At 62.6% G+C, this 18,239-nt stretch carries 17 protein-coding genes; 16 read left to right on the top strand and 1 reads right to left on the bottom strand.

The genetic code is table 11. The features are described from left to right. Positions 1-109 precede the first annotated feature (109 nt). The 4 genes from mutS (at position 110) to murJ (ending at position 7,770) form a co-directional block, all read left to right on the top strand. The gene (gene mutS, locus BS629_RS33480) at positions 110-2,836 is read left to right on the top strand and encodes a DNA mismatch repair protein MutS (protein WP_018244510.1); all 2,727 of its coding nucleotides are present in this window, start codon (positions 110-112) and stop codon (positions 2,834-2,836) included. Between the two features lie 12 nt (positions 2,837-2,848). Next, positions 2,849-3,124, top strand: a complete 276-nt coding sequence (locus tag BS629_RS33475) for a hypothetical protein (protein WP_018244509.1) — start codon at positions 2,849-2,851, stop codon at positions 3,122-3,124. A gap of 134 nt (positions 3,125-3,258) precedes the next feature. Beyond that, positions 3,259-6,165, top strand: coding sequence for a [protein-PII] uridylyltransferase (locus BS629_RS33470; protein WP_018244508.1), 2,907 nt, complete (start codon positions 3,259-3,261; stop codon positions 6,163-6,165). A 24-nt stretch (positions 6,166-6,189) separates the two neighbouring features. Further along, positions 6,190-7,770, top strand: a complete 1,581-nt coding sequence (murJ, locus tag BS629_RS33465) for a murein biosynthesis integral membrane protein MurJ (RefSeq protein ID WP_018244507.1) — start codon at positions 6,190-6,192, stop codon at positions 7,768-7,770. A gap of 24 nt (positions 7,771-7,794) precedes the next feature. Here murJ and BS629_RS33460 read toward each other — a convergent pair whose 3' ends face one another. Next, positions 7,795-8,223: a YcbK family protein gene (locus tag BS629_RS33460; protein WP_018244506.1), complete on the bottom strand. Its 429-nt coding sequence runs from the start codon at positions 8,221-8,223 to the stop codon at positions 7,795-7,797. A 187-nt stretch (positions 8,224-8,410) separates the two neighbouring features. On the opposite strand from BS629_RS33460, the gene BS629_RS33455 reads away from it, so the two are divergent. From BS629_RS33455 to BS629_RS33400, 12 genes are all read left to right on the top strand, one after another. After that, positions 8,411-8,809, top strand: a complete 399-nt coding sequence (locus BS629_RS33455) for a VOC family protein (protein WP_018447784.1) — start codon at positions 8,411-8,413, stop codon at positions 8,807-8,809. Positions 8,810-8,905: 96 nt separating this feature from the next. Beyond that, positions 8,906-9,970 (top strand): tryptophan--tRNA ligase, encoded by a 1,065-nt coding sequence (gene trpS, locus BS629_RS33450; protein WP_018244504.1) that lies wholly within the window; start codon positions 8,906-8,908, stop codon positions 9,968-9,970. Positions 9,971-10,099: 129 nt separating this feature from the next. Further along, a complete protein-coding gene (locus BS629_RS33445; protein ID WP_003544884.1) occupies positions 10,100-10,591 on the top strand; it encodes a universal stress protein in 492 nt (163 codons plus the stop codon). Between the two features lie 219 nt (positions 10,592-10,810). Next, positions 10,811-11,377 (top strand): NifU family protein, encoded by a 567-nt coding sequence (locus tag BS629_RS33440; RefSeq protein ID WP_018447786.1) that lies wholly within the window; start codon positions 10,811-10,813, stop codon positions 11,375-11,377. Positions 11,378-11,465: 88 nt separating this feature from the next. After that, positions 11,466-12,128 carry a tRNA (adenosine(37)-N6)-threonylcarbamoyltransferase complex dimerization subunit type 1 TsaB gene (gene tsaB, locus BS629_RS33435; RefSeq protein WP_018244502.1) on the top strand — a complete coding sequence of 221 codons (663 nt, stop codon included), beginning with the start codon at positions 11,466-11,468 and terminating at the stop codon, positions 12,126-12,128. Next, complete coding sequence (locus BS629_RS33430; RefSeq protein WP_018244501.1) at positions 12,125-12,625, top strand: GNAT family N-acetyltransferase; 501 nt, start codon at positions 12,125-12,127, stop codon at positions 12,623-12,625. Before tsaB ends, BS629_RS33430 begins: the two co-directional genes overlap by 4 nt. An 82-nt stretch (positions 12,626-12,707) precedes the next feature. Next, positions 12,708-13,136: a Fur family transcriptional regulator gene (locus BS629_RS33425; protein WP_003544875.1), complete on the top strand. Its 429-nt coding sequence runs from the start codon at positions 12,708-12,710 to the stop codon at positions 13,134-13,136. A gap of 27 nt (positions 13,137-13,163) precedes the next feature. Next, entirely contained in the window at positions 13,164-13,961 is a 798-nt protein-coding gene (olsA, locus tag BS629_RS33420) for a lyso-ornithine lipid O-acyltransferase (protein WP_018244500.1), read from the top strand. Between the two features lie 49 nt (positions 13,962-14,010). Further along, a complete protein-coding gene (gene miaB, locus BS629_RS33415) occupies positions 14,011-15,444 on the top strand; it encodes a tRNA (N6-isopentenyl adenosine(37)-C2)-methylthiotransferase MiaB (RefSeq protein ID WP_018244499.1) in 1,434 nt (477 codons plus the stop codon). Positions 15,445-15,462: 18 nt separating this feature from the next. Continuing rightward, positions 15,463-16,515 (top strand): PhoH family protein, encoded by a 1,053-nt coding sequence (locus tag BS629_RS33410; RefSeq protein WP_018244498.1) that lies wholly within the window; start codon positions 15,463-15,465, stop codon positions 16,513-16,515. Then, positions 16,515-17,030, top strand: coding sequence for an rRNA maturation RNase YbeY (gene ybeY / locus BS629_RS33405; protein ID WP_018244497.1), 516 nt, complete (start codon positions 16,515-16,517; stop codon positions 17,028-17,030). Before BS629_RS33410 ends, ybeY begins: the two co-directional genes overlap by 1 nt. Further along, a complete protein-coding gene (locus BS629_RS33400) occupies positions 17,027-18,172 on the top strand; it encodes a hemolysin family protein (RefSeq protein WP_018244496.1) in 1,146 nt (381 codons plus the stop codon). The genes ybeY and BS629_RS33400 overlap by 4 nt, the downstream gene beginning before the upstream one ends. The last annotated feature ends 67 nt before the right edge of the window (positions 18,173-18,239 follow it).

The raw sequence follows: 18,239 nt of genomic DNA, 5'->3' as shown, positions 1-18,239 counted from the left end.
CCTCCAACGTCCTGTGGGCGACGCTTTGCTCTTCCTCAAATGCTGTTGTCATCTATAGCGGCGCGCGGATAGGGTTGGCACCTGTTTTTTTGGGAAAAACTCCACCTCCGTGAACGCACGAATAGACACAGGGAATGAAGCCTTTTCGGCTGCCGAGCTCGCCACGGCGGAAAGCCGTGCCTCGGCGACGCCGATGATGGAGCAATTTATCGAGATCAAGGCGAACAATCCCGGTTCGCTTCTGTTCTATCGCATGGGCGATTTCTATGAGCTGTTCTTCGAGGATGCGCTGGAAGCCTCCCGCGCGCTCGGTATCACGCTGACGAAGCGCGGCCAGCACATGGGCCAGGATATCCCGATGTGCGGCGTTCCGGTGCATGCAGCCGACGACTATCTGCAGAAGCTGATTTCCCTCGGCTTCCGTGTCGCCGTCTGCGAGCAGATCGAGGATCCCGCGGAAGCGAAGAAACGCGGCGCGAAATCCGTCGTCAAGCGTGACGTCGTCCGCCTCGTCACTCCAGGCACGATCACCGAGGAAAAGCTGCTTTCGCCCTCGGAATCCAACTATCTGATGGCGCTGACCCGTATTCGCGGCAGCGGCGAGGCCTTGCTGGCGCTTGCCTGGATCGATATTTCCACCGGCGTCTTCCGGCTTGCCGAGACCGAAGCCTCGCGCCTGCTTGCCGATATCCTGCGCATCGATCCGCGCGAACTCATCCTGCCCGACACGATCTTCCACGATCCCGAACTCAAGCCGGTCTTCGACGTGCTCGGCCGGACAGCCGTGCCGCAGCCGGCCGTGCTCTTCGACAGCGCCAGCGCCGAAGGCCGGATCGCGCGGTATTTCGGCGTCGCGACTCTCGACGGCTTCGGCACCTTCTCGCGCGCCGAGCTGGCAGCAGCCGCGGCCGCAGTCGCCTATGTCGAAAAGACGCAGATTGCCGAGCGTCCGCCGCTTGGAAAGCCGGAACGGGAAAGTGCAGCCTCGACACTGTTCATCGATCCTGCCACCCGCGCCAATCTCGAACTTGCCCGCACGCTTTCGGGCGATCGCAACGGTTCGCTCTTGAAGGCGATCGACCGCACCGTCACCGGCGGCGGCGCCAGGCTTCTTGCCGAGCGGCTGATGTCGCCGCTGACCGACCCCGCCCGCATCAATGCGCGGCTCGATTCGATCGGCTTCCTGATCGACGAACCCCTGCTCTGCGGTAATCTGCGCGACACGCTGAAACATGTGCCCGACATGCCGCGCGCGCTGTCACGCCTGGCGCTCGACCGCGGCGGCCCGCGCGATCTCTGGGCGATCCGCCAAGGCCTGGAAGCGGCGGGCGGAGTTGCGGCGATGCTCGGCAAGACGATGCTGCCCGAAGAGCTCGGCCAAGCACTGTCCGGGCTGCAGGCCCTTCCCGCGGCCCTGGAGAAGCTGCTTGCCGAAACGCTCGCCGACGAATTGCCGCTGTTGAAACGCGATGGCGGTTTTCTCCGTGACGGCGCCAGCGCCGAGCTCGACGAGGTCCGGGCACTGCGCGACCAGTCGCGTCGTGTCATCGCCGGCCTGCAATTGCAATATGCCGAAGAAACCGGCATCCGGTCGTTGAAGATCAAGCACAACAACGTCCTCGGTTATTTCATCGAAGTCACCGCCGGCAATGCCTCACCGATGACGGAGACGGCAGACGCGAAAGCCCGCTTCATCCACCGCCAGACGATGGCGAACGCCATGCGCTTCACCACGACCGAACTTGCCGATCTCGAAAGCCGCATCGCCAATGCCGCCGACCAGGCGCTTACGATCGAGCTCGAAGCCTTCGACAGGATGACGGCGGCCGTCGTTGCGGAAGCCGAGGCGATCAAATCAGGCGCCCGGGCGCTTGCCGTGATCGACGTCGCCGCAGGTCTGGCGCTTCTCGCCGAGGAGCAGGCCTATTGCCGCCCGCAGGTCGACGGTTCGAAGATGTTTGCCATCGACGGTGGGCGCCATCCGGTTGTCGAGCAGGCGCTGCGGCGGCAGGCTGGCGGCCCCTTCGTCGCCAATCATTGCGATCTCTCGCCAAAGACCGGCGACCGGGACGGGGCGATCTGGCTGCTGACCGGCCCGAACATGGGCGGCAAGTCGACCTTCCTGCGCCAGAATGCGCTCATTGCCATTCTAGCGCAGATGGGCTCCTTCGTGCCGGCGACATCAGCCCATATCGGCATCGTCGACCGGCTTTTCTCGCGTGTCGGCGCCTCAGACGACCTGGCGCGCGGTCGCTCGACCTTCATGGTCGAGATGGTGGAAACGGCGGCGATCCTCAACCAGGCCAGCGACCGTTCCCTTGTCATCCTCGACGAGATCGGCCGCGGCACCGCCACGTTCGACGGTCTTTCCATCGCCTGGGCCGCCGTCGAGCACCTGCATGAAGCCAATCGCTGCCGCGGCCTCTTCGCCACGCATTTCCACGAGCTGACCGTGCTTTCGGAAAAGCTTGGCCGGCTGTCGAACGCCACGATGCGCGTCAAGGAATGGGACGGCGACGTCATTTTCCTGCACGAGGTCGGGCCGGGTGCAGCGGACCGCTCCTACGGCATTCAGGTCGCGCGCCTTGCCGGGCTTCCGGCCTCGGTCGTGGCGCGAGCCCGCGATGTGCTCACCCGTCTGGAAGATGCCGACCGCAAGAACCCGGCGAGCCAGCTGATCGACGACCTGCCGCTCTTCCAGGTGGCGGTACGCCGCGAGGATACCGCCCGCGGACCCTCCAAGGTCGAGGAGGCGTTGAAAGCGATGAGCCTTGACGACATGACGCCGCGCGAGGCAATGGATGTACTTTACGATCTCAAGAAGAAGCTGAAATAGGAGTAGCGCGCCATGTTCATGGAAAAACTGGTTCGCGAAACCGAGCGCCTCTCGCTCATCTGCTCCATGCTCGATACGATGCGGCGCGCCGACAAGGACCGCAACGCCCGCGGCTGGACTTCGCCGATCGGCATGCTGAAAATCACCCGCTGTTGCGCGATGATCTGCGAACTCGGAACGTCGATCGCCAAGGCGGGCTATCGCGAATGCGACAGGCAGGCGCTTGAAGAGATCATGCGCGAGACACGGCAGGTTCTGCATTTGCTGAATGCGCGAGCCGCCGGCTGAGGATTCCGGGAAAGCCGGCGCCTTGCGTCAAAGCGCCCTTGCATCTTGCAGCGAACCAACACCATTTCGCCAAATTTAAAGGTTCTTGCAGTATGAAAGCCCGTGTCAATCGCCGGGCAAAGGGGCTATAGCGCATGCAGACGAAACAAGCGGCAGGCCGTGAACCGGCAGCCCGGCATGAACAGGAAACCGTCCCGGCGACAGCGATGCGCGACCTCGATTTCTCCAATATCCTCGACGTTGAGCTCTTGCAGAAGCAGTGTGACGCCGTTGCCGAGGCCAACCGCAGCCGGCCCGACGTCCTGCGCGCCGATCTTCTGGCCGTGCTGAAGAAGGCGAGCACGGAAGGTCGGCAGAAGGCGCGCGCCGCACTGATGGCCGACGGCGGCGGGCTCAATTGCGCCTACCGGATTTCCTGGCTGCAGGACCAGATCATCGCCGCCCTCTACAATTTCGCCACCGCCCATATCTTTCCGCATCAGAAGGACAAGTTTGCGGTGACCGCCGTCGGCGGCTACGGCCGCGACACGCTGGCGCCCGGCTCGGATATCGACCTGCTGTTCCTCTTCCTGCCGAGGCCGGCGGAAGAGACGCACAAGGCGGTCGAATTCATGCTCTACGTGCTCTGGGACATGGGCTTCAAGGTCGGTCATGCCACCCGCACGGTGGAGGAATGCATCGCGCTTTCCAAGTCCGACATGACAATCCGCACCGCCATCCTGGAGATGCGCTACATCTGCGGCCTGCAGCGGCTCGAAACCGAGCTCGAGACCCGCTTCGACAAGGAAATCGTCACCGGAACCGGTCCCGAATTCATTGCCGCCAAGCTGGCCGAGCGCGACGAGCGCCACCGCAAGGCGGGCGACACGCGTTATCTCGTCGAACCGAATGTCAAGGAAGGCAAGGGCGGGCTTCGCGACCTGCACACGCTGTTCTGGATCTCGAAATATTATTATCACGTGCGCGACCAGGCGGAACTGGTCAAGCTCGGCGTGCTGTCCAAGCACGAATACCGTCTGCTTGAGAAAGCCGACGATTTTCTCTGGGCGGTGCGCTGCCATATGCACTTCCTGACCGGCAAGGCCGAGGAGCGCCTGTCCTTCGATATCCAGCGCGAGATCGCTGAAGCCTTCGGTTATCACACCCGCCCGGGCCTTTCGGCCGTCGAGCGCTTCATGAAGCACTATTTCCTCGTCGCCAAGGATGTCGGCGACCTCACGCGCATCCTCTGCGCTGCGCTCGAAGACCAGCAGGCGAAGTCGATCCCGGGCCTCACCGGCGTCATCAGCCGCTTCACCCATCGCAACCGCAAGATCGCCGGCAGCGTCGAATTCGTCGAAGACCGCGGCCGCATCGCGCTCGCCGACCCCGAAGTCTTCAAGCGCGATCCGGTCAACATCATCCGGCTCTTCCACGTCGCCGACATCAACGGGCTCGAATTCCATCCAGACGCGCTGAAACGCGTCACCCGTTCACTCGCTTTGATCGATAATAGCTTGCGGGAAAACGACGAGGCCAACCGCCTGTTCATGTCGATCCTGACGTCGAAGCGTGATCCGGCACTCATCCTGCGCCGGATGAACGAGGCCGGCGTGCTCGGCCGCTTCATCCCCGAATTCGGCAAGATCGTCGCGATGATGCAGTTCAACATGTATCACCACTACACGGTCGATGAACATCTGATCCGCACCGTCGACATTCTCTCCGAGATCGACAAGGGGCGCGCCGAGGATCTGCATCCGCTCGCCAACAAGCTGATGCCCGGCATCGAGGATCGCGAGGCGCTGTATGTCGCCGTTCTCCTCCACGACATCGCCAAAGGCCGCCAGGAGGATCATTCGATCGCCGGCGCCCGCGTCGCCCGCAAGCTCTGCGCCCGCTTCGGCCTGTCGCAGAAGCAGACTGAGATCGTCGTCTGGCTGATCGAGGAACATCTGACCATGTCGATGGTGGCGCAGACCCGCGACCTCACCGACCGCAAGACGATCACCGATTTCGCCGACCGCGTGCAGTCGCTCGACCGGCTGAAGATGCTCTTGATCCTGACGATCTGCGATATCCGCGCCGTCGGTCCGGGCGTCTGGAACGGCTGGAAAGGCCAGCTTCTGCGCACGCTCTATTATGAAACCGAGCTGCTGCTGGCCGGCGGCTTTTCGGAGGTCTCCCGCAAGGAGCGGGCCAATGCCGCTGCCGAAGCGCTGCATTCGGCACTCGCCGACTGGAGCCAGAAGGACCGCAATACCTATACCAAGCTGCACTACCAGCCCTATCTGCTCTCGGTACCGCTGGAAGACCAGATCCGTCACGCCCATTTCATCCGCCAGTCGGATAAGGCGGGCCAGGCGCTTGCCACCACGGTGCGCACCGACAGTTTCCACGCGATCACCGAGATCACCGTGCTGTCGCCCGACCATCCGCGACTGCTCGCCGTCATTGCCGGCGCCTGTGCTGCGGCCGGGGCCAATATCGTCGACGCCCAGATCTTCACCACATCGGACGGGCGGGCGCTCGACACGATCCATGTCAGCCGCGAATTTACCGACGATGCCGACGAACTGCGCCGGGCGGCGACGATCGGACGGATGATCGAGGACGTGCTATCCGGCCGCAAGCGGCTGCCCGAAGTCATCGCCACGCGCGCGCGCAACCGCAAGAAAAGCAAGGCATTCGTCATTCCGCCGTCGGTCAACATCACCAACAGCCTGTCGAACAAGTTCACCGTCATCGAGGTCGAATGCCTCGACCGGCCGGGATTGCTGTCCGAGATCACCGCCGTGCTCTCTGATCTGTCGCTTGACATCCAGTCGGCCCGCATCACCACCTTCGGCGAGAAGGTGATCGACACCTTCTACGTCACCGATCTGGTCGGCCAGAAAATATCAGGCGACAGCAAGCGCGCCAACATCACCGCCCGGATGAAGGCGGTCATGGCCGAGGAGGAGGATGAATTGCGCGAGCGTATGCCCTCCGGCATCATCGCGCCTGCCGCCACCGCCCGGACCCCGCCTACCACCGAAAAGAAGGCCGGTTCCCCCATATGAGCCACCACGCATGAGCCCAAACGCATGAGCCTCGTCAAGAAATTCGCGACCGTCGGCGGTGCCACCCTCGGCAGCCGCGTCTTCGGCTTCGCCCGCGAAACGCTGATGGCTGCGGCCCTCGGCACCGGACCGATGGCCGACGTCTTCTACGCCGCCTTCCGCTTTCCGAACCTGTTCCGCCGGCTGTTTGCCGAGGGCGCCTTCAACGCTGCCTTCGTGCCGCTCTTTGCCAAGGAGATCGAGGCGAACGGCACGGATGGCGCCAAGCGTTTTTCGGAAGAAGTCTTTGGCGTCTTGTTTTCGGTACTGCTCCTCATCACCATCGTGATGGAGCTTGCCATGCCGCTGCTGGTGCGCTTCGTCATCGCGCCGGGCTTTGCCGACGATCCCGACAAGTTCTCGATCACGATCCGCATGGCGGCGGTGATGTTTCCCTATCTGATGTGCATGTCGCTGACGGCGATGATGAGCGGCATGCTGAATTCGCTGCATCATTTCTTCGCCGCCGCCATCGCGCCCGTCTTCCTCAATGTGGTGATGATCGGGGCGCTGTTTTATGCCCTCTATACCGGCGCCGATCCGCTGGCGACGGCCTGGTACCTCTCCTGGGGCGTTCTTGCCGCCGGCGTCCTGCAGCTCGCCGTCGTCTATGTCGGCGTGCTTGCAGCCGGCATGAGCATCGGCTTCCGTTTCCCGAAGATGACACCGAACGTCAAGCGGCTGCTGATCCTGGCGGTGCCGGCTGCGGTGACGGGCGGCATCACCCAGATCAACCAGCTGATCGGGCAGGCGATTGCGTCGTCCCGCGACGGCGCGATCGCAGCGCTGCAATATGCCGACCGCATCTATCAGCTGCCGCTTGGCGTCGTCGGCGTCGCCGTCGGCGTGGTGCTTCTGCCGGAACTGGCCCGGGCGCTGAAGGGCGGCAACCTGCGCGAGGCCGGAAACCTGCAGAACCGCTCGATCGAATTCGTGCTGTTCCTGACGATCCCCGCCGCCTTCGCGCTCTGGATCCTGTCCGACGAGATCATCCGTGTGCTCTACGAGCGCGGCGCCTTCCATCAGGAAAATACCGCCGTCGTCGGCTCGATCCTGGCGATTTACGGCATCGGCCTGCCGGCCTTCGTGTTGATCAAGGCATTGCAGCCCGGCTTCTATGCCCGCGAGGACACCAAGACGCCGATGCGCTTTTCGGCCATCGCGGTTGCGACCAACTGCGCCACGGCGCTGACCCTCTTCCCCTATATGGGCGCGCCCGGCATCGCGGTTGCCGAAGCCACGGCCGGCTGGATCAGCACCGTGCTGCTGTTCACCACGCTTTTGCGCCGCGGCCACCTGACATGGGAATGGGCGCTGGCAAAGCGCACCGCTCTGCTGATCGTCGCCGCGGCCGTCATGGGTGCGGCCATCGTCTTCCTCAAGCAGCACTGGGCGCCCTGGCTTGCCTCCGGCGCGCCGCTTGTCACCAAGATCGGTACCCTCGGGCTGCTGATTGCGATTGCGATGCTGATCTATTTCGCCGCCGCTTTTCTGGTCGGCGGGGCAAATCTCGGCATGATCCGACGCAATCTGAACCGCAAGCCGGCGCCGGCAAAGGACGGATGAGGGCGCACTTTTCCTGGTATTGCTTCAGCAATCGACCCATCGCCTTTGCGGTCCGACGTCGACATGGATGATGCCGTTGCAATAGCTGCCGATACCGCCGATGCCCGGCGCGCTTCTTGCGGCAGCAATGATCGTGCGTTCCGACAGGCCGGGCATCCTGATATCGGCCGCCAGACATTTTCCGTGCAGCGACCCATGGCGGCGGGGATGCGGCCTGTGGCCCGAGGTTATCACAGGGCGTCGGCCGGTCTTCGCAGCAATATGCGACAGGACCGCTCGCAGGCGCCCTGGAAAGCAGCCGGCACGAACGCTGACTGTCTGGACCGTATAGGCGAGACGTGCCTGATGTTTTGGAAGATGAACGCCATGCCTTTTCATGTCTTGACCGACGGCACCCGTTGCTGATTGAAAGGCGAAAAGGCCTGCCATGGCGAGCAAAATTGCGTTCTGCATGGTCGCTCCGATCGGCTATCCAGCGACCCCAACGGCGCCGGCACCAGGCGCAGGATTTTCGGTTCAAAAAAAGCTTTTTTGTGAAATTTTATACTCAATTATGAGTAAGTCGGTTGATCAATTCGGCTTAAAATCCGGGGAATTGTGGCTCAAAGGTGGAATAAACATCTCAAACGCGAGGCAACACATGACGATCCACTCTCTTTTCCTCGTCACCCTCGTGGTCGACGATTACGACCGCGCCAAGGCTTTTTATTGCGATGGTCTCGGTTTCGCTTGCCTTCAGGACGAGCTGCAGCCGGAGGGCAAGCGCTGGGTGGTGGTGAAGCCGAGGGGTGGGGATGGAGCCGCGTTTCTGCTGGCGCAAGCGGCAGACGAGACGCAGCGCGCGGCCATCGGCAATCAGACGGGTGGCCGTGTCGGCTTCTTTCTGAAGACCGACGATTTCGCCCGCGACCATGCCGCGATGCTGGCAGTCGGCGTGCGCTTTCTGGAAGAGCCGCGTCATGAGGTTTACGGCACGGTGGCGGTCTTTGCGGATCCCTACGGCAACACTTTCGATCTGATCCAACACGCGGCTGCCTGAACCCCTTGATTGCGACCGGTCGGCCGTGCATAAGCCGCCGCGTTAGCAACATGGGCGCAAAGCCCTGGGGCCCTCCACCAGCCTATTGAGGACGACATGAGCGAATTCAAGAAACTCGTATTCTCCGGCGTGCAGCCGACCGGCAATCTGCATCTCGGCAATTATCTCGGCGCGATCCGCCGGTTCGTGGCACTGCAGGAAGGCAATGACTGCATCTACTGCGTCGTCGACATGCATGCGCTCACCGCCCAGCTCGTGCACGAGGACATGCCGAGCCAGACGCGCTCGATCGCCGCTGCCTTCATCGCCGCCGGCATCGATCCGGAAAAGCATATCGTCTTCAATCAGTCGGCCGTGCCGCAGCATGCCGAACTCGCCTGGATCTTCAACTGCGTTGCCCGCATCGGCTGGATGAACCGGATGACGCAGTTCAAGGACAAGGCCGGCAAGGACCGCGAGCAGGCTTCGCTCGGCCTTTACGCCTATCCGAGCCTGATGGCCGCCGACATTCTCGTCTATCGCGGCACCCATGTGCCGGTCGGCGAGGACCAGAAGCAGCATCTGGAGCTTGCCCGCGACATCGCGATGAAGTTCAACCTCGACTATGCCGAGCATATCAGCAGGACCGGCTACGGCGTCGACATCACCGTCGGCAACGAGCCGGTGCATGCCTATTTCCCGATGGTCGAGCCGCTGATCGGCGGGCCGGCGCCGCGCGTCATGTCGCTGCGCGACGGCACCAAGAAAATGTCGAAATCGGACCCCTCCGATCTCTCGCGCATCAACCTGATGGATGACGAGGACGCGATCTCGAAGAAGATCCGCAAGGCCAAGACCGATCCGGACGGCTTGCCGAGCGAGATCGACGGGTTGCAGGGCCGTCCGGAAGCCGAAAATCTGGTGGCGATCTATGCCGCACTCGCCGACAAGTCGAAGGCGGACGTGCTGGCCGAATTCGGCGGCCAGCAGTTCTCCGTCTTCAAGCCGGCGCTGGTCGATTTGGCGATCCACGTGCTGGCGCCGATCACCGGCGAGATGCGCCGGCTGATGGACGATACCAGCCATATCGACGCGATCCTGCGCAAGGGCGGCGAGCGCGCAAGGGCGCGCGCCGAGGTGACGATGAGCCAAGTGCGCGACGTCATCGGCTTCCTCTATTGAGATAAATCTCCTCTTCTCTCCGCCGTGGGAGAAGGGGACCTTCCCCCGGGGAGAAGAGGATTTCTTCTCGGGCATCAGGGCAAAAACTGGACTTGCAAATTTTCCGCTTCGGGTGTCAGAGTCGGCGCTATGGTATCGAAGCGACTCTCACGGCTCGAAGGTCACCGCCGCAAATTCATGGCGGTGATTGACGGCACACCCGAATGCCAACGCGCCGTTCATTATGCCGGCCGGCGCGCGAAGAATTCCAATGGCGGGCTGGTGCTGCTCTATGTGATCCCGGATGGGGATTTCCAGCAATGGCTCGGCGTCGAAGAGATCATGCGGGCCGAAGCCCGTGAAGAGGCCGAGGCAGTCGTTGCCAAGATCGCCCAGATCGTGCGCGAGACCATCGGCATCGAGCCTGAGGTCGTCATCCGCGAGGGCGGTGCTGCCGAACAGATCAACGCCGTGATCGAGGAAGACCGCGATGTGGCGATCCTGGTTCTGGCCGCCGGTTCTGCGAAGGAAGGTCCAGGGCCACTGGTCTCCTCGGTCGCGGGCCGCGCGGCGGCGTTTCCGATCCCGGTCACCGTGCTGCCGGATACGCTGACCAACGAGGAAATCGACGCCCTCTGCTAGAGCATGATGCCGAAAAGTGTGAGCGGTTTTCGGACGACATCATGCTCTAACTATATAATTTAGAACAGGATTCAGATTTTAGGCCAACCGGGCCTAAAATCATCCTGTTCTAGCTTTTCTTGAGTACAAGTCTCTTGATTAGCGCCGTCAATCGGCTTATCTTCTTTTGAAGAATTCTAAAGACGGCCGAGACCATGGGCCGGCCGCATGGAGAACCAGATGTTCATTCAGACCGAAGCCACGCCGAACCCTGCCACGCAGAAGTTCCTGCCGGGCAAGGTGGTGATGGAAAACGGCACGGCCGAGTTCCGCAGCACTGAGGAGGCTGCAGCCTCGCCGCTCGCCGCCCGCCTGTTCGAAATATCAGGCGTCACCGGCGTCTATTTCGGCTATGATTTCATTTCCGTCTCCAAGGACAATGCCGACTGGCAACATCTTAAGCCGGCTATATTAGGCTCGATCATGGAGCACTTCATGTCCGGCAAGCCGGTCATGGGCGACGCCTCCATCCTTTCCGAAGACGCCGATGCCGGCGACGAATTCTTCGACGAAGGCGATGAATCGATCGTGCTGACCATCAAGGAGCTTCTGGAAACTCGCGTGCGCCCGGCCGTTGCCCAAGACGGCGGCGACATCACCTTCCGCGGCTTCAAGGACGGCAAGGTCTATCTGAACATGAAGGGTTCCTGCGCCGGCTGCCCGTCTTCGACGGCAACACTGAAGCACGGCGTGCAGAACCTGCTGCGCCATTTCGTTCCGGAAGTGCAGGAAGTGATTGCCGCTTAAAAATCTTGAATTCGTCCGGCCGTTCACCTCAGGTTCGGCCGAACGGATTTATCGATAGGCGACACTAGTTTATTCGGAAATTGATGGCATGATCATTCTGGCGCTCGACACGGCAGGTGTGGACTGCGCTGCCGCCGTCTATGACAGCGGCAGGGATACGGTGCTGGGGGAGGCATCGGACATGATCGGCAAGGGGCATGCTGAACATCTGATTGGTATCGTCGATCGCGCGCTGGATCAGGCGGGACTGGCACTTTCTCATATCGACCGCCTTGCCGTCACCATCGGTCCCGGCTCCTTTACCGGTATCCGCGTCGGTGTTGCCGCAGCCCGCGGTTTTGCGCTCTCCCTCAATGTGCCGGCCGTCGGCATCACGACACTCGAAGTCATGGCCTCAGCCCAGCGCGACAAGACGCCTCATCGCGCCGTGCTGGCGGCGATGGATGCCAAGCGCGACGAGATCTACCTCCAGTCCTTCGCAGCCGACGGTTCGTCCCTCGACACGCCACGGGCAGTCAGCGTTGCAGAAGCACAGGCATTTGCTGCCGGCTTCGACGGCGAGATCACCGGTTCGGCGACGGCGCTGCTGAAGGCCGACGCCGGCGGCGATCACACCAACAGGTTCCCGATCTCCATCGTGGCGCGCCTGGGCGCTGCCGCCTCCCCCGATGCCGGAAAGCCGAAGCCCCTTTATCTGCGCGGACCCGATGCCAAACCGCAGGCCGGATACGCGATTGCGCGACGAGTATGACGATGCTGGAAGCCTATCTGACGCTGAAACCGGAATTCGAGATCATCGCCATGGAGCGCGAGGATTGCCGCGATGTCGCCGTCCTGCACGGCGAGCGCTTCGCCCGGCCCTGGGGCGACGGTGAATTTCACGGCCTGCTGATGCAGGACACTGTGTTCGGCTTCGTCGCGCGCCAGACCAATGCCATCCTGAAAAAGCCGCTTCCGGGTTTCATTCTTGCCCGCCATGTCGCCGGCGAGGCTGAAATCCTGACCATTGCCGTGCAGGCGAAGGTCGCCCGTGCCGGACTGGGCTGGCGGCTGATGCAGGCGGCGATGCGGGAAGCGCGGTCGCGCGGCGGCGAGAGCATGTTTCTCGAGGTCGACAACGGCAATACGGCAGCGCTTGGCCTCTACCGCAAGCTCGGCTTCGAAAAGGTCGGCGAACGTCAGGGTTACTACAGACAGGAAAACGGCGCCCTCTCCACGGCGCTTGTCATGAAGCGCGTTCTTCGGTAGTTCCCTGGCAGCAAGATGACATGCAGGCCGGCGCAAATGCCGTGCGGCGTTGTCGAAACACGAATGTCTCTATAGGCCGGCGATGACTGATGTAGCCAAGACCCTTGAGGAGCTTTGCACCGAACGCGGCATGCGCATGACCGAGCAGCGCCGCGTGATCGCGCGCATCCTGGAAGACTCGGAAGACCATCCCGACGTCGAAGAACTCTACCGCCGCTCGGTGAAGGTCGATGCTAAGATCTCGATCTCGACCGTCTATCGCACCGTGAAACTGTTCGAGGATGCCGGCATCATCGCCCGGCACGACTTCCGCGACGGGCGCTCGCGCTACGAAACGGTGCCGGAAGAACACCATGACCATCTGATCGACCTGAAGACCGGCACGGTCATCGAATTCCGCTCGCCGGAGATCGAGGCGCTGCAGGAGCGCATCGCCCGCGAACACGGCTTCCGGCTGGTCGACCACCGGCTGGAGCTCTACGGCGTGCCGTTGAAGAAGGAAGACCTCTGAAGCAATGGCAGCCCGGGAGACCAGCATTTGATCGCCTGGTTGCGCATCGCCTTCGCCGCGGTCGTCATCCTTGCCGTCAGCATCGTGCTCATGCCGCTGCAGGTGCTGGCGCTGCGTTTCGACTGGCGGCTGCGCCGCAGCCTGCCGCGCGTCTGGCACCGGATCGTCTGCTATTGCCTCGGCATCCGCGTCCGCGTGAGCGGCAAGCTGGAAGATCGCCGGCCGCTGATGCTCTGTTCCAACCATTCCTCCTGGCTGGATATCATGGTGATGTCGGCCGTTGCCGACGTCGTCTTCATTGCCAAGATCGAGGTGCGCGACTGGCCGATCTTCGGCACGCTCGCCAAACTGCAGAAGAGTGTCTTCGTCGTGCGTGAGGAGCGGCGCAAGACCGGCCATCAGGCAAACGAGATCGCCGGGCGCATGGCCGACGGTGAGATTGTCGTGCTCTTCCCCGAGGGCACGACCTCGGACGGCAACCGGCTGCTCGAGGTCAAGTCGTCGCTGTTCGGCGCTGCCGCGATGGCGGTGCCGACGTCGCCGACGGGAACGGTCGTGGTGCAGCCGGTGGCGGTTGCCTATACCCGGGTGCACGGCATCGCCATGGGGCGCTATCACCGGCGGCTCGCCGCCTGGCCGGGGGATCTCGACCTCTTGCCGCATCTCATCGATATCGTGCGCTGCGGCGCCATCGACGCCGAAGTTTCCTTCGGTGAGGCGGTGGATTACCGTGCCGATACCAGCCGCAAGGAGGTGAGCGCGACGATTGCCTTGCGCATCCGCAACCTGCTGAACAGCCGACTGCGCGGGCGGGAAATCTCCTGAAACAAGATTTCGATTTTCTCCGGCGTCAAAAACCACTAAATAGCGCGCCATGACACAGGACAGCGCCCTTCTCCCGGCCCCGAAGGCAATCCCCCACGAGGGCCCCAACGAGGCCCTCCGCGACGGCAGCAACAGCCGCAAGGTCTTCATCAAGACCTACGGCTGCCAGATGAACGTCTACGATTCGACGCGCATGAGCGATGCCCTCGCCCGCGACGGCTATGAGCCGACGGACGATATGGAAGAGGCGGATCTCGTTCTCCTCAACACCTGCCATATCAGAGAGAAGGCGGCCGAGAAGGTCTATTCGGCGCTTGGGCGGCTGCGCGAGATGAAAAAGAAGAAGGCGGCGGACGGCCGGGAGATGATGATCGGCGTTGCCGGCTGTGTCGCCCAGGCCGAAGGCGAGGAGATCCTGCGCCGCGCGCCTGCCGTCGACGTCGTCATCGGCCCGCAGACCTATCACCGCCTGCCGGAGGCGCTGCGCCGGGCCAAACAAGGCCAGCGCGTCGTCGATACCGAATATGCGATCGAAGACAAATTCGAGCATCTGCCGATCGCCGAGAGCCGAAAGATCCGCGCCCGCGGCGTTACCGCCTTCCTGACGGTGCAGGAGGGCTGCGACAAGTTCTGCACTTTCTGTGTCGTGCCCTATACACGCGGCTCGGAAGTGTCGCGGCCGGTTTCCCAGATCGTCGAGGAAGCCGAAAAGCTCGCAGAAGGCGGGGTGCGCGAGATCACCCTGCTCGGGCAGAACGTCAACGCCTGGCACGGCGCCGGGCCGCGGGGCGAGGCATGGAGCCTCGGCGACCTGCTCTACCGGCTGGCCGAGATCCCCGGCCTTGCCCGGCTGCGCTATACCACAAGCCATCCGCGCGACATGGACGACCGGCTGATCAATGCCCATCGGGACCTCAGGGCGCTGATGCCCTATCTGCACCTGCCGGTGCAGTCGGGTTCGGACCGCATCCTGAAAGCGATGAATCGGCGTCATACGGCGGCCGAATATCTGGCGCTGATTGCGCGCATCCGCACGGTGCGGCCTGACATCGCACTGTCGGGCGATTTCATCACCGGCTTTCCGGGGGAGACAGACAAGGATTTTGAGGATACACTGAGGCTTGTGGAGGAGGTCCGTTATGCACAGGCCTTCTCGTTCAAATACTCGACACGGCCGGGCACACCCGGCGCGGAACTGAAGGACCAGGTGCCGGAAGAGATCAAGGCAGAACGGCTGGAACGCCTGCAAATGCTTCTCCTGAAGCAGCAGCAGGAATTTGCCGAATCCTGCATCGGCAAAGAGATTGACCTGTTGCTCGAAAAGCCCGGTCGCATGCCGGAACAACTAATCGGACGTTCTCCCTGGCTTCAATCTGTGAATGTTGATGCAAAAGCATCGCAAATCGGTGACATTATCAAAGTGCGAATCACAGGAACCGGAACGAACAGCCTGTTTGCCGAACGCGCAGAGGCTGCGGTTTAACCTAAGGAGCCCGACCGCTTGAACGGACAAGAATTGGTTTCTTCTTCACCGCGCCACCCCCGCACGCCGAGCGACACCAATCACTTCGTCCTGACGTTCGAGAACAACCGCTTCGCCAGCGAGCTCTTCGGTCAATTCGACCAGAACCTCAAACTGCTCGAGCAACGGCTGAACATCGATGCGCGGGCGCGCGGCAATTCGGTCGTCATCACAGGCGATATCGTGACCACCAACCAGGCGCGGCGCACACTCGACTATCTCTATGAAAAGCTTCAGAAAGGCGGCAGCGTGGAACGATCCGACGTCGAGGGCGCAATCCGTATGGCGGTCGCCGCCGACGATCAGCTCAGCCTGCCAACCATGGAGCGCAAGGCCAAGCTGACGATGGCACAGGTTTCCACACGCAAGAAGACGATCATCGCCCGTACGCCGACCCAGGATGCCTATATCAGGGCGCTGGAACGCGCCGAGCTTGTCTTCGGCGTCGGCCCGGCCGGCACCGGCAAGACCTATCTCGCCGTCGCCCATGCCGCTCAGCTCCTGGAGCGTGGCGCGGTCGAAAAGATCATCCTGTCGCGCCCGGCCGTCGAGGCCGGCGAGCGCCTCGGCTTCCTGCCCGGCGACATGAAGGAAAAGGTCGACCCCTATCTTCGCCCGCTTTATGATGCGCTCTACGACATGATCCCTGCCGACAAGGTCGATCGGGCAATCACCGCCGGCGTCATCGAAATCGCGCCGCTCGCCTTCATGCGCGGCCGCACGCTCGCCAACGCCGCCATCATCCTCGACGAAGCGCAGAATACGACGTCGATGCAGATGAAGATGTTCCTGACGCGTCTCGGCGAAAATGCCCGCATGATCGTCACCGGCGACCCGAGCCAGATCGACCTGCCGCGCGGCGTCAAATCCGGCCTCGTCGAGGCCTTGCAGCTTCTGAACGGCGTCGAGGGCATCTCGATCGTGCGCTTCAAGGATACCGACGTCGTCCGCCATCCGCTGGTCGGGCGCATCGTTAGGGCCTATGATTCCACTTACGCCGTCGAAACCGAAGAAGTCAGCCGGCAGGACTAATGGCCGAACTCGACATCCAGATCAGCGTTGAGGACGTCGGCTGGCCCGGCGAGGAGACGCTGCTGTCGTTTTGCGAACGCGTGCTCGGTGCCGCGGTGGTCTATCTCCGCGACAGCGAGAAGCAGCCCTTCCCGACGATGCCGCCCGAGGTTTCGCTCGTCTTCACCGACGATGCCTCGATCCAGGACATCAACGCCGAATGGCGCGGCAAGGACAAGGCGACCAATGTGCTCTCCTTTCCGGCCTTTCCGGTTCAGCCCGGCAAGATGCCCGGCCCGATGCTCGGCGACATCATCATCGCCCGGGAGACGTTGGAGCGGGAAGCGGCCGAGCTGGAAAAGAGTTTCGACGACCACCTGACCCACCTTCTGGTGCACGGTTTCTTGCATCTTCTCGGCTACGACCATATGAATAGTGCCGAAGCCGAAATTATGGAGGGGCTGGAGACTCGCATTTTGGCCCAGCTCGGCCTATCTGATCCCTACGAGGGTCAAGACCTTAAAATGGAACCATGAGCGACTTTACGACGAAGCCGGCGGCAGACGCCAAGGACTCCGAGTCATCCTCCTCTTCGGACGAGGCAGGCAGTAGTAGTCGGCCATCCGGCCGATCGCAATCCTTCTGGTCGCGCGCCGCGCGCATCCTTCGCCCGCAGCAGGGCTCGCGACTGCGCGAGGATCTCGCCGACGCGCTGATGACCGATGCGGCAGGCGACGACGCCTTTTCGCCCGACGAACGGGCGATGCTCAACAACATCCTGCGCTTTCGCGAGGTGCGCGTCGCCGACGTGATGGTGCCGCGCGCCGATATCGAGGCGGTCGACCAGAATATCACCATCGGCGAGCTGATGATCCTCTTTGAGGAATCCGGCCGCTCGCGCATGCCCGTCTATGCCGATACGCTCGACGATCCGCGTGGCATGGTCCATATCCGCGACCTGCTCTCCTACGTCGCCAAGCAGGCGCGCAACAAGCGCCGCGGCCCGACGAAACCGGCCGTTGCCGTGCCGGCGATCGAGGTTGCGCCCGAAAACATCCAGAAGACCACGCGTTCGGCCAAGACGAATTTCGATCTCGCCCGCGTCGACCTGCAAAAGACGCTGGCCGAAGCCGGTATCATCCGCAAGATCCTGTTCGTGCCGCCGTCGATGCTGGCGTCCGACCTGTTGCGTCGCATGCAGGTGAACCGCACGCAGATGGCGCTCGTCATCGACGAGTATGGCGGCACCGACGGGCTTGCCTCGCATGAGGACATCGTCGAGATGGTGGTCGGCGACATCGACGACGAACATGACGACGAAGAGGTGATGTTCAAGCGCGTCGCCGAAGACGTCTTCATCGCCGACGCGCGCGTCGAACTGGAAGAGATCGCCGCGGCGATCGGGCCGGATTTCGACATCAGCGAGCAGGTCGACGAGGTCGATACGCTGGGCGGCCTGATCTTCTCGGCGCTCGGCCGCATCCCGGTGCGCGGCGAAGTCGTCCAGGCGCTCCCGGGCTTCGAATTCCACATCCTCGACGCCGATCCGCGCCGCATCAAGCGGCTGCGCATCACCCGCAAGCGCCATGCGATCCGCCGCCGGACCAAGCTGGATGGCGACATCTCCCCCGGCTCCGAGGCCGGCGACGACCGGCCGGCGGAATCGACCGCGAACTGACAGCACCCAACTGACGGGACAAAGAGCCGCTTTTTTGAAAGACTGCGAACGGGTTGATTCGCGGTTT

It is taken from the genome of Rhizobium leguminosarum bv. viciae USDA 2370 (assembly GCF_002008365.1).
GTDB classification, from domain to species: domain Bacteria; phylum Pseudomonadota; class Alphaproteobacteria; order Rhizobiales; family Rhizobiaceae; genus Rhizobium; species Rhizobium leguminosarum.
This window is presented reverse-complemented; position numbering and strand designations above follow the sequence as displayed.

What these genes read in the sequence shown, in the direction of transcription:
- BS629_RS33400 (WP_018244496.1), top strand. Translation starts at nt 17,027, where the DNA reads ATGAGCGACTTTACGACGAAGCCGGCGGCAGACGCCAAGGACTCCGAG.
- BS629_RS33440 (WP_018447786.1), top strand. Translation starts at nt 10,811, where the DNA reads ATGTTCATTCAGACCGAAGCCACGCCGAACCCTGCCACGCAGAAGTTC.
- BS629_RS33430 (WP_018244501.1), top strand. Translation starts at nt 12,125, where the DNA reads ATGACGATGCTGGAAGCCTATCTGACGCTGAAACCGGAATTCGAGATC.
- BS629_RS33475 (WP_018244509.1), top strand. Translation starts at nt 2,849, where the DNA reads ATGTTCATGGAAAAACTGGTTCGCGAAACCGAGCGCCTCTCGCTCATC.
- ybeY (WP_018244497.1), top strand. Translation starts at nt 16,515, where the DNA reads ATGGCCGAACTCGACATCCAGATCAGCGTTGAGGACGTCGGCTGGCCC.
- BS629_RS33460 (WP_018244506.1), bottom strand. Translation starts at nt 8,223, where the DNA reads ATGCAGAACGCAATTTTGCTCGCCATGGCAGGCCTTTTCGCCTTTCAA.
- murJ (WP_018244507.1), top strand. Translation starts at nt 6,190, where the DNA reads ATGAGCCTCGTCAAGAAATTCGCGACCGTCGGCGGTGCCACCCTCGGC.
- tsaB (WP_018244502.1), top strand. Translation starts at nt 11,466, where the DNA reads ATGATCATTCTGGCGCTCGACACGGCAGGTGTGGACTGCGCTGCCGCC.
- BS629_RS33470 (WP_018244508.1), top strand. Translation starts at nt 3,259, where the DNA reads ATGCAGACGAAACAAGCGGCAGGCCGTGAACCGGCAGCCCGGCATGAA.
- BS629_RS33445 (WP_003544884.1), top strand. Translation starts at nt 10,100, where the DNA reads ATGGTATCGAAGCGACTCTCACGGCTCGAAGGTCACCGCCGCAAATTC.
- miaB (WP_018244499.1), top strand. Translation starts at nt 14,011, where the DNA reads ATGACACAGGACAGCGCCCTTCTCCCGGCCCCGAAGGCAATCCCCCAC.
- BS629_RS33425 (WP_003544875.1), top strand. Translation starts at nt 12,708, where the DNA reads ATGACTGATGTAGCCAAGACCCTTGAGGAGCTTTGCACCGAACGCGGC.
- trpS (WP_018244504.1), top strand. Translation starts at nt 8,906, where the DNA reads ATGAGCGAATTCAAGAAACTCGTATTCTCCGGCGTGCAGCCGACCGGC.
- BS629_RS33455 (WP_018447784.1), top strand. Translation starts at nt 8,411, where the DNA reads ATGACGATCCACTCTCTTTTCCTCGTCACCCTCGTGGTCGACGATTAC.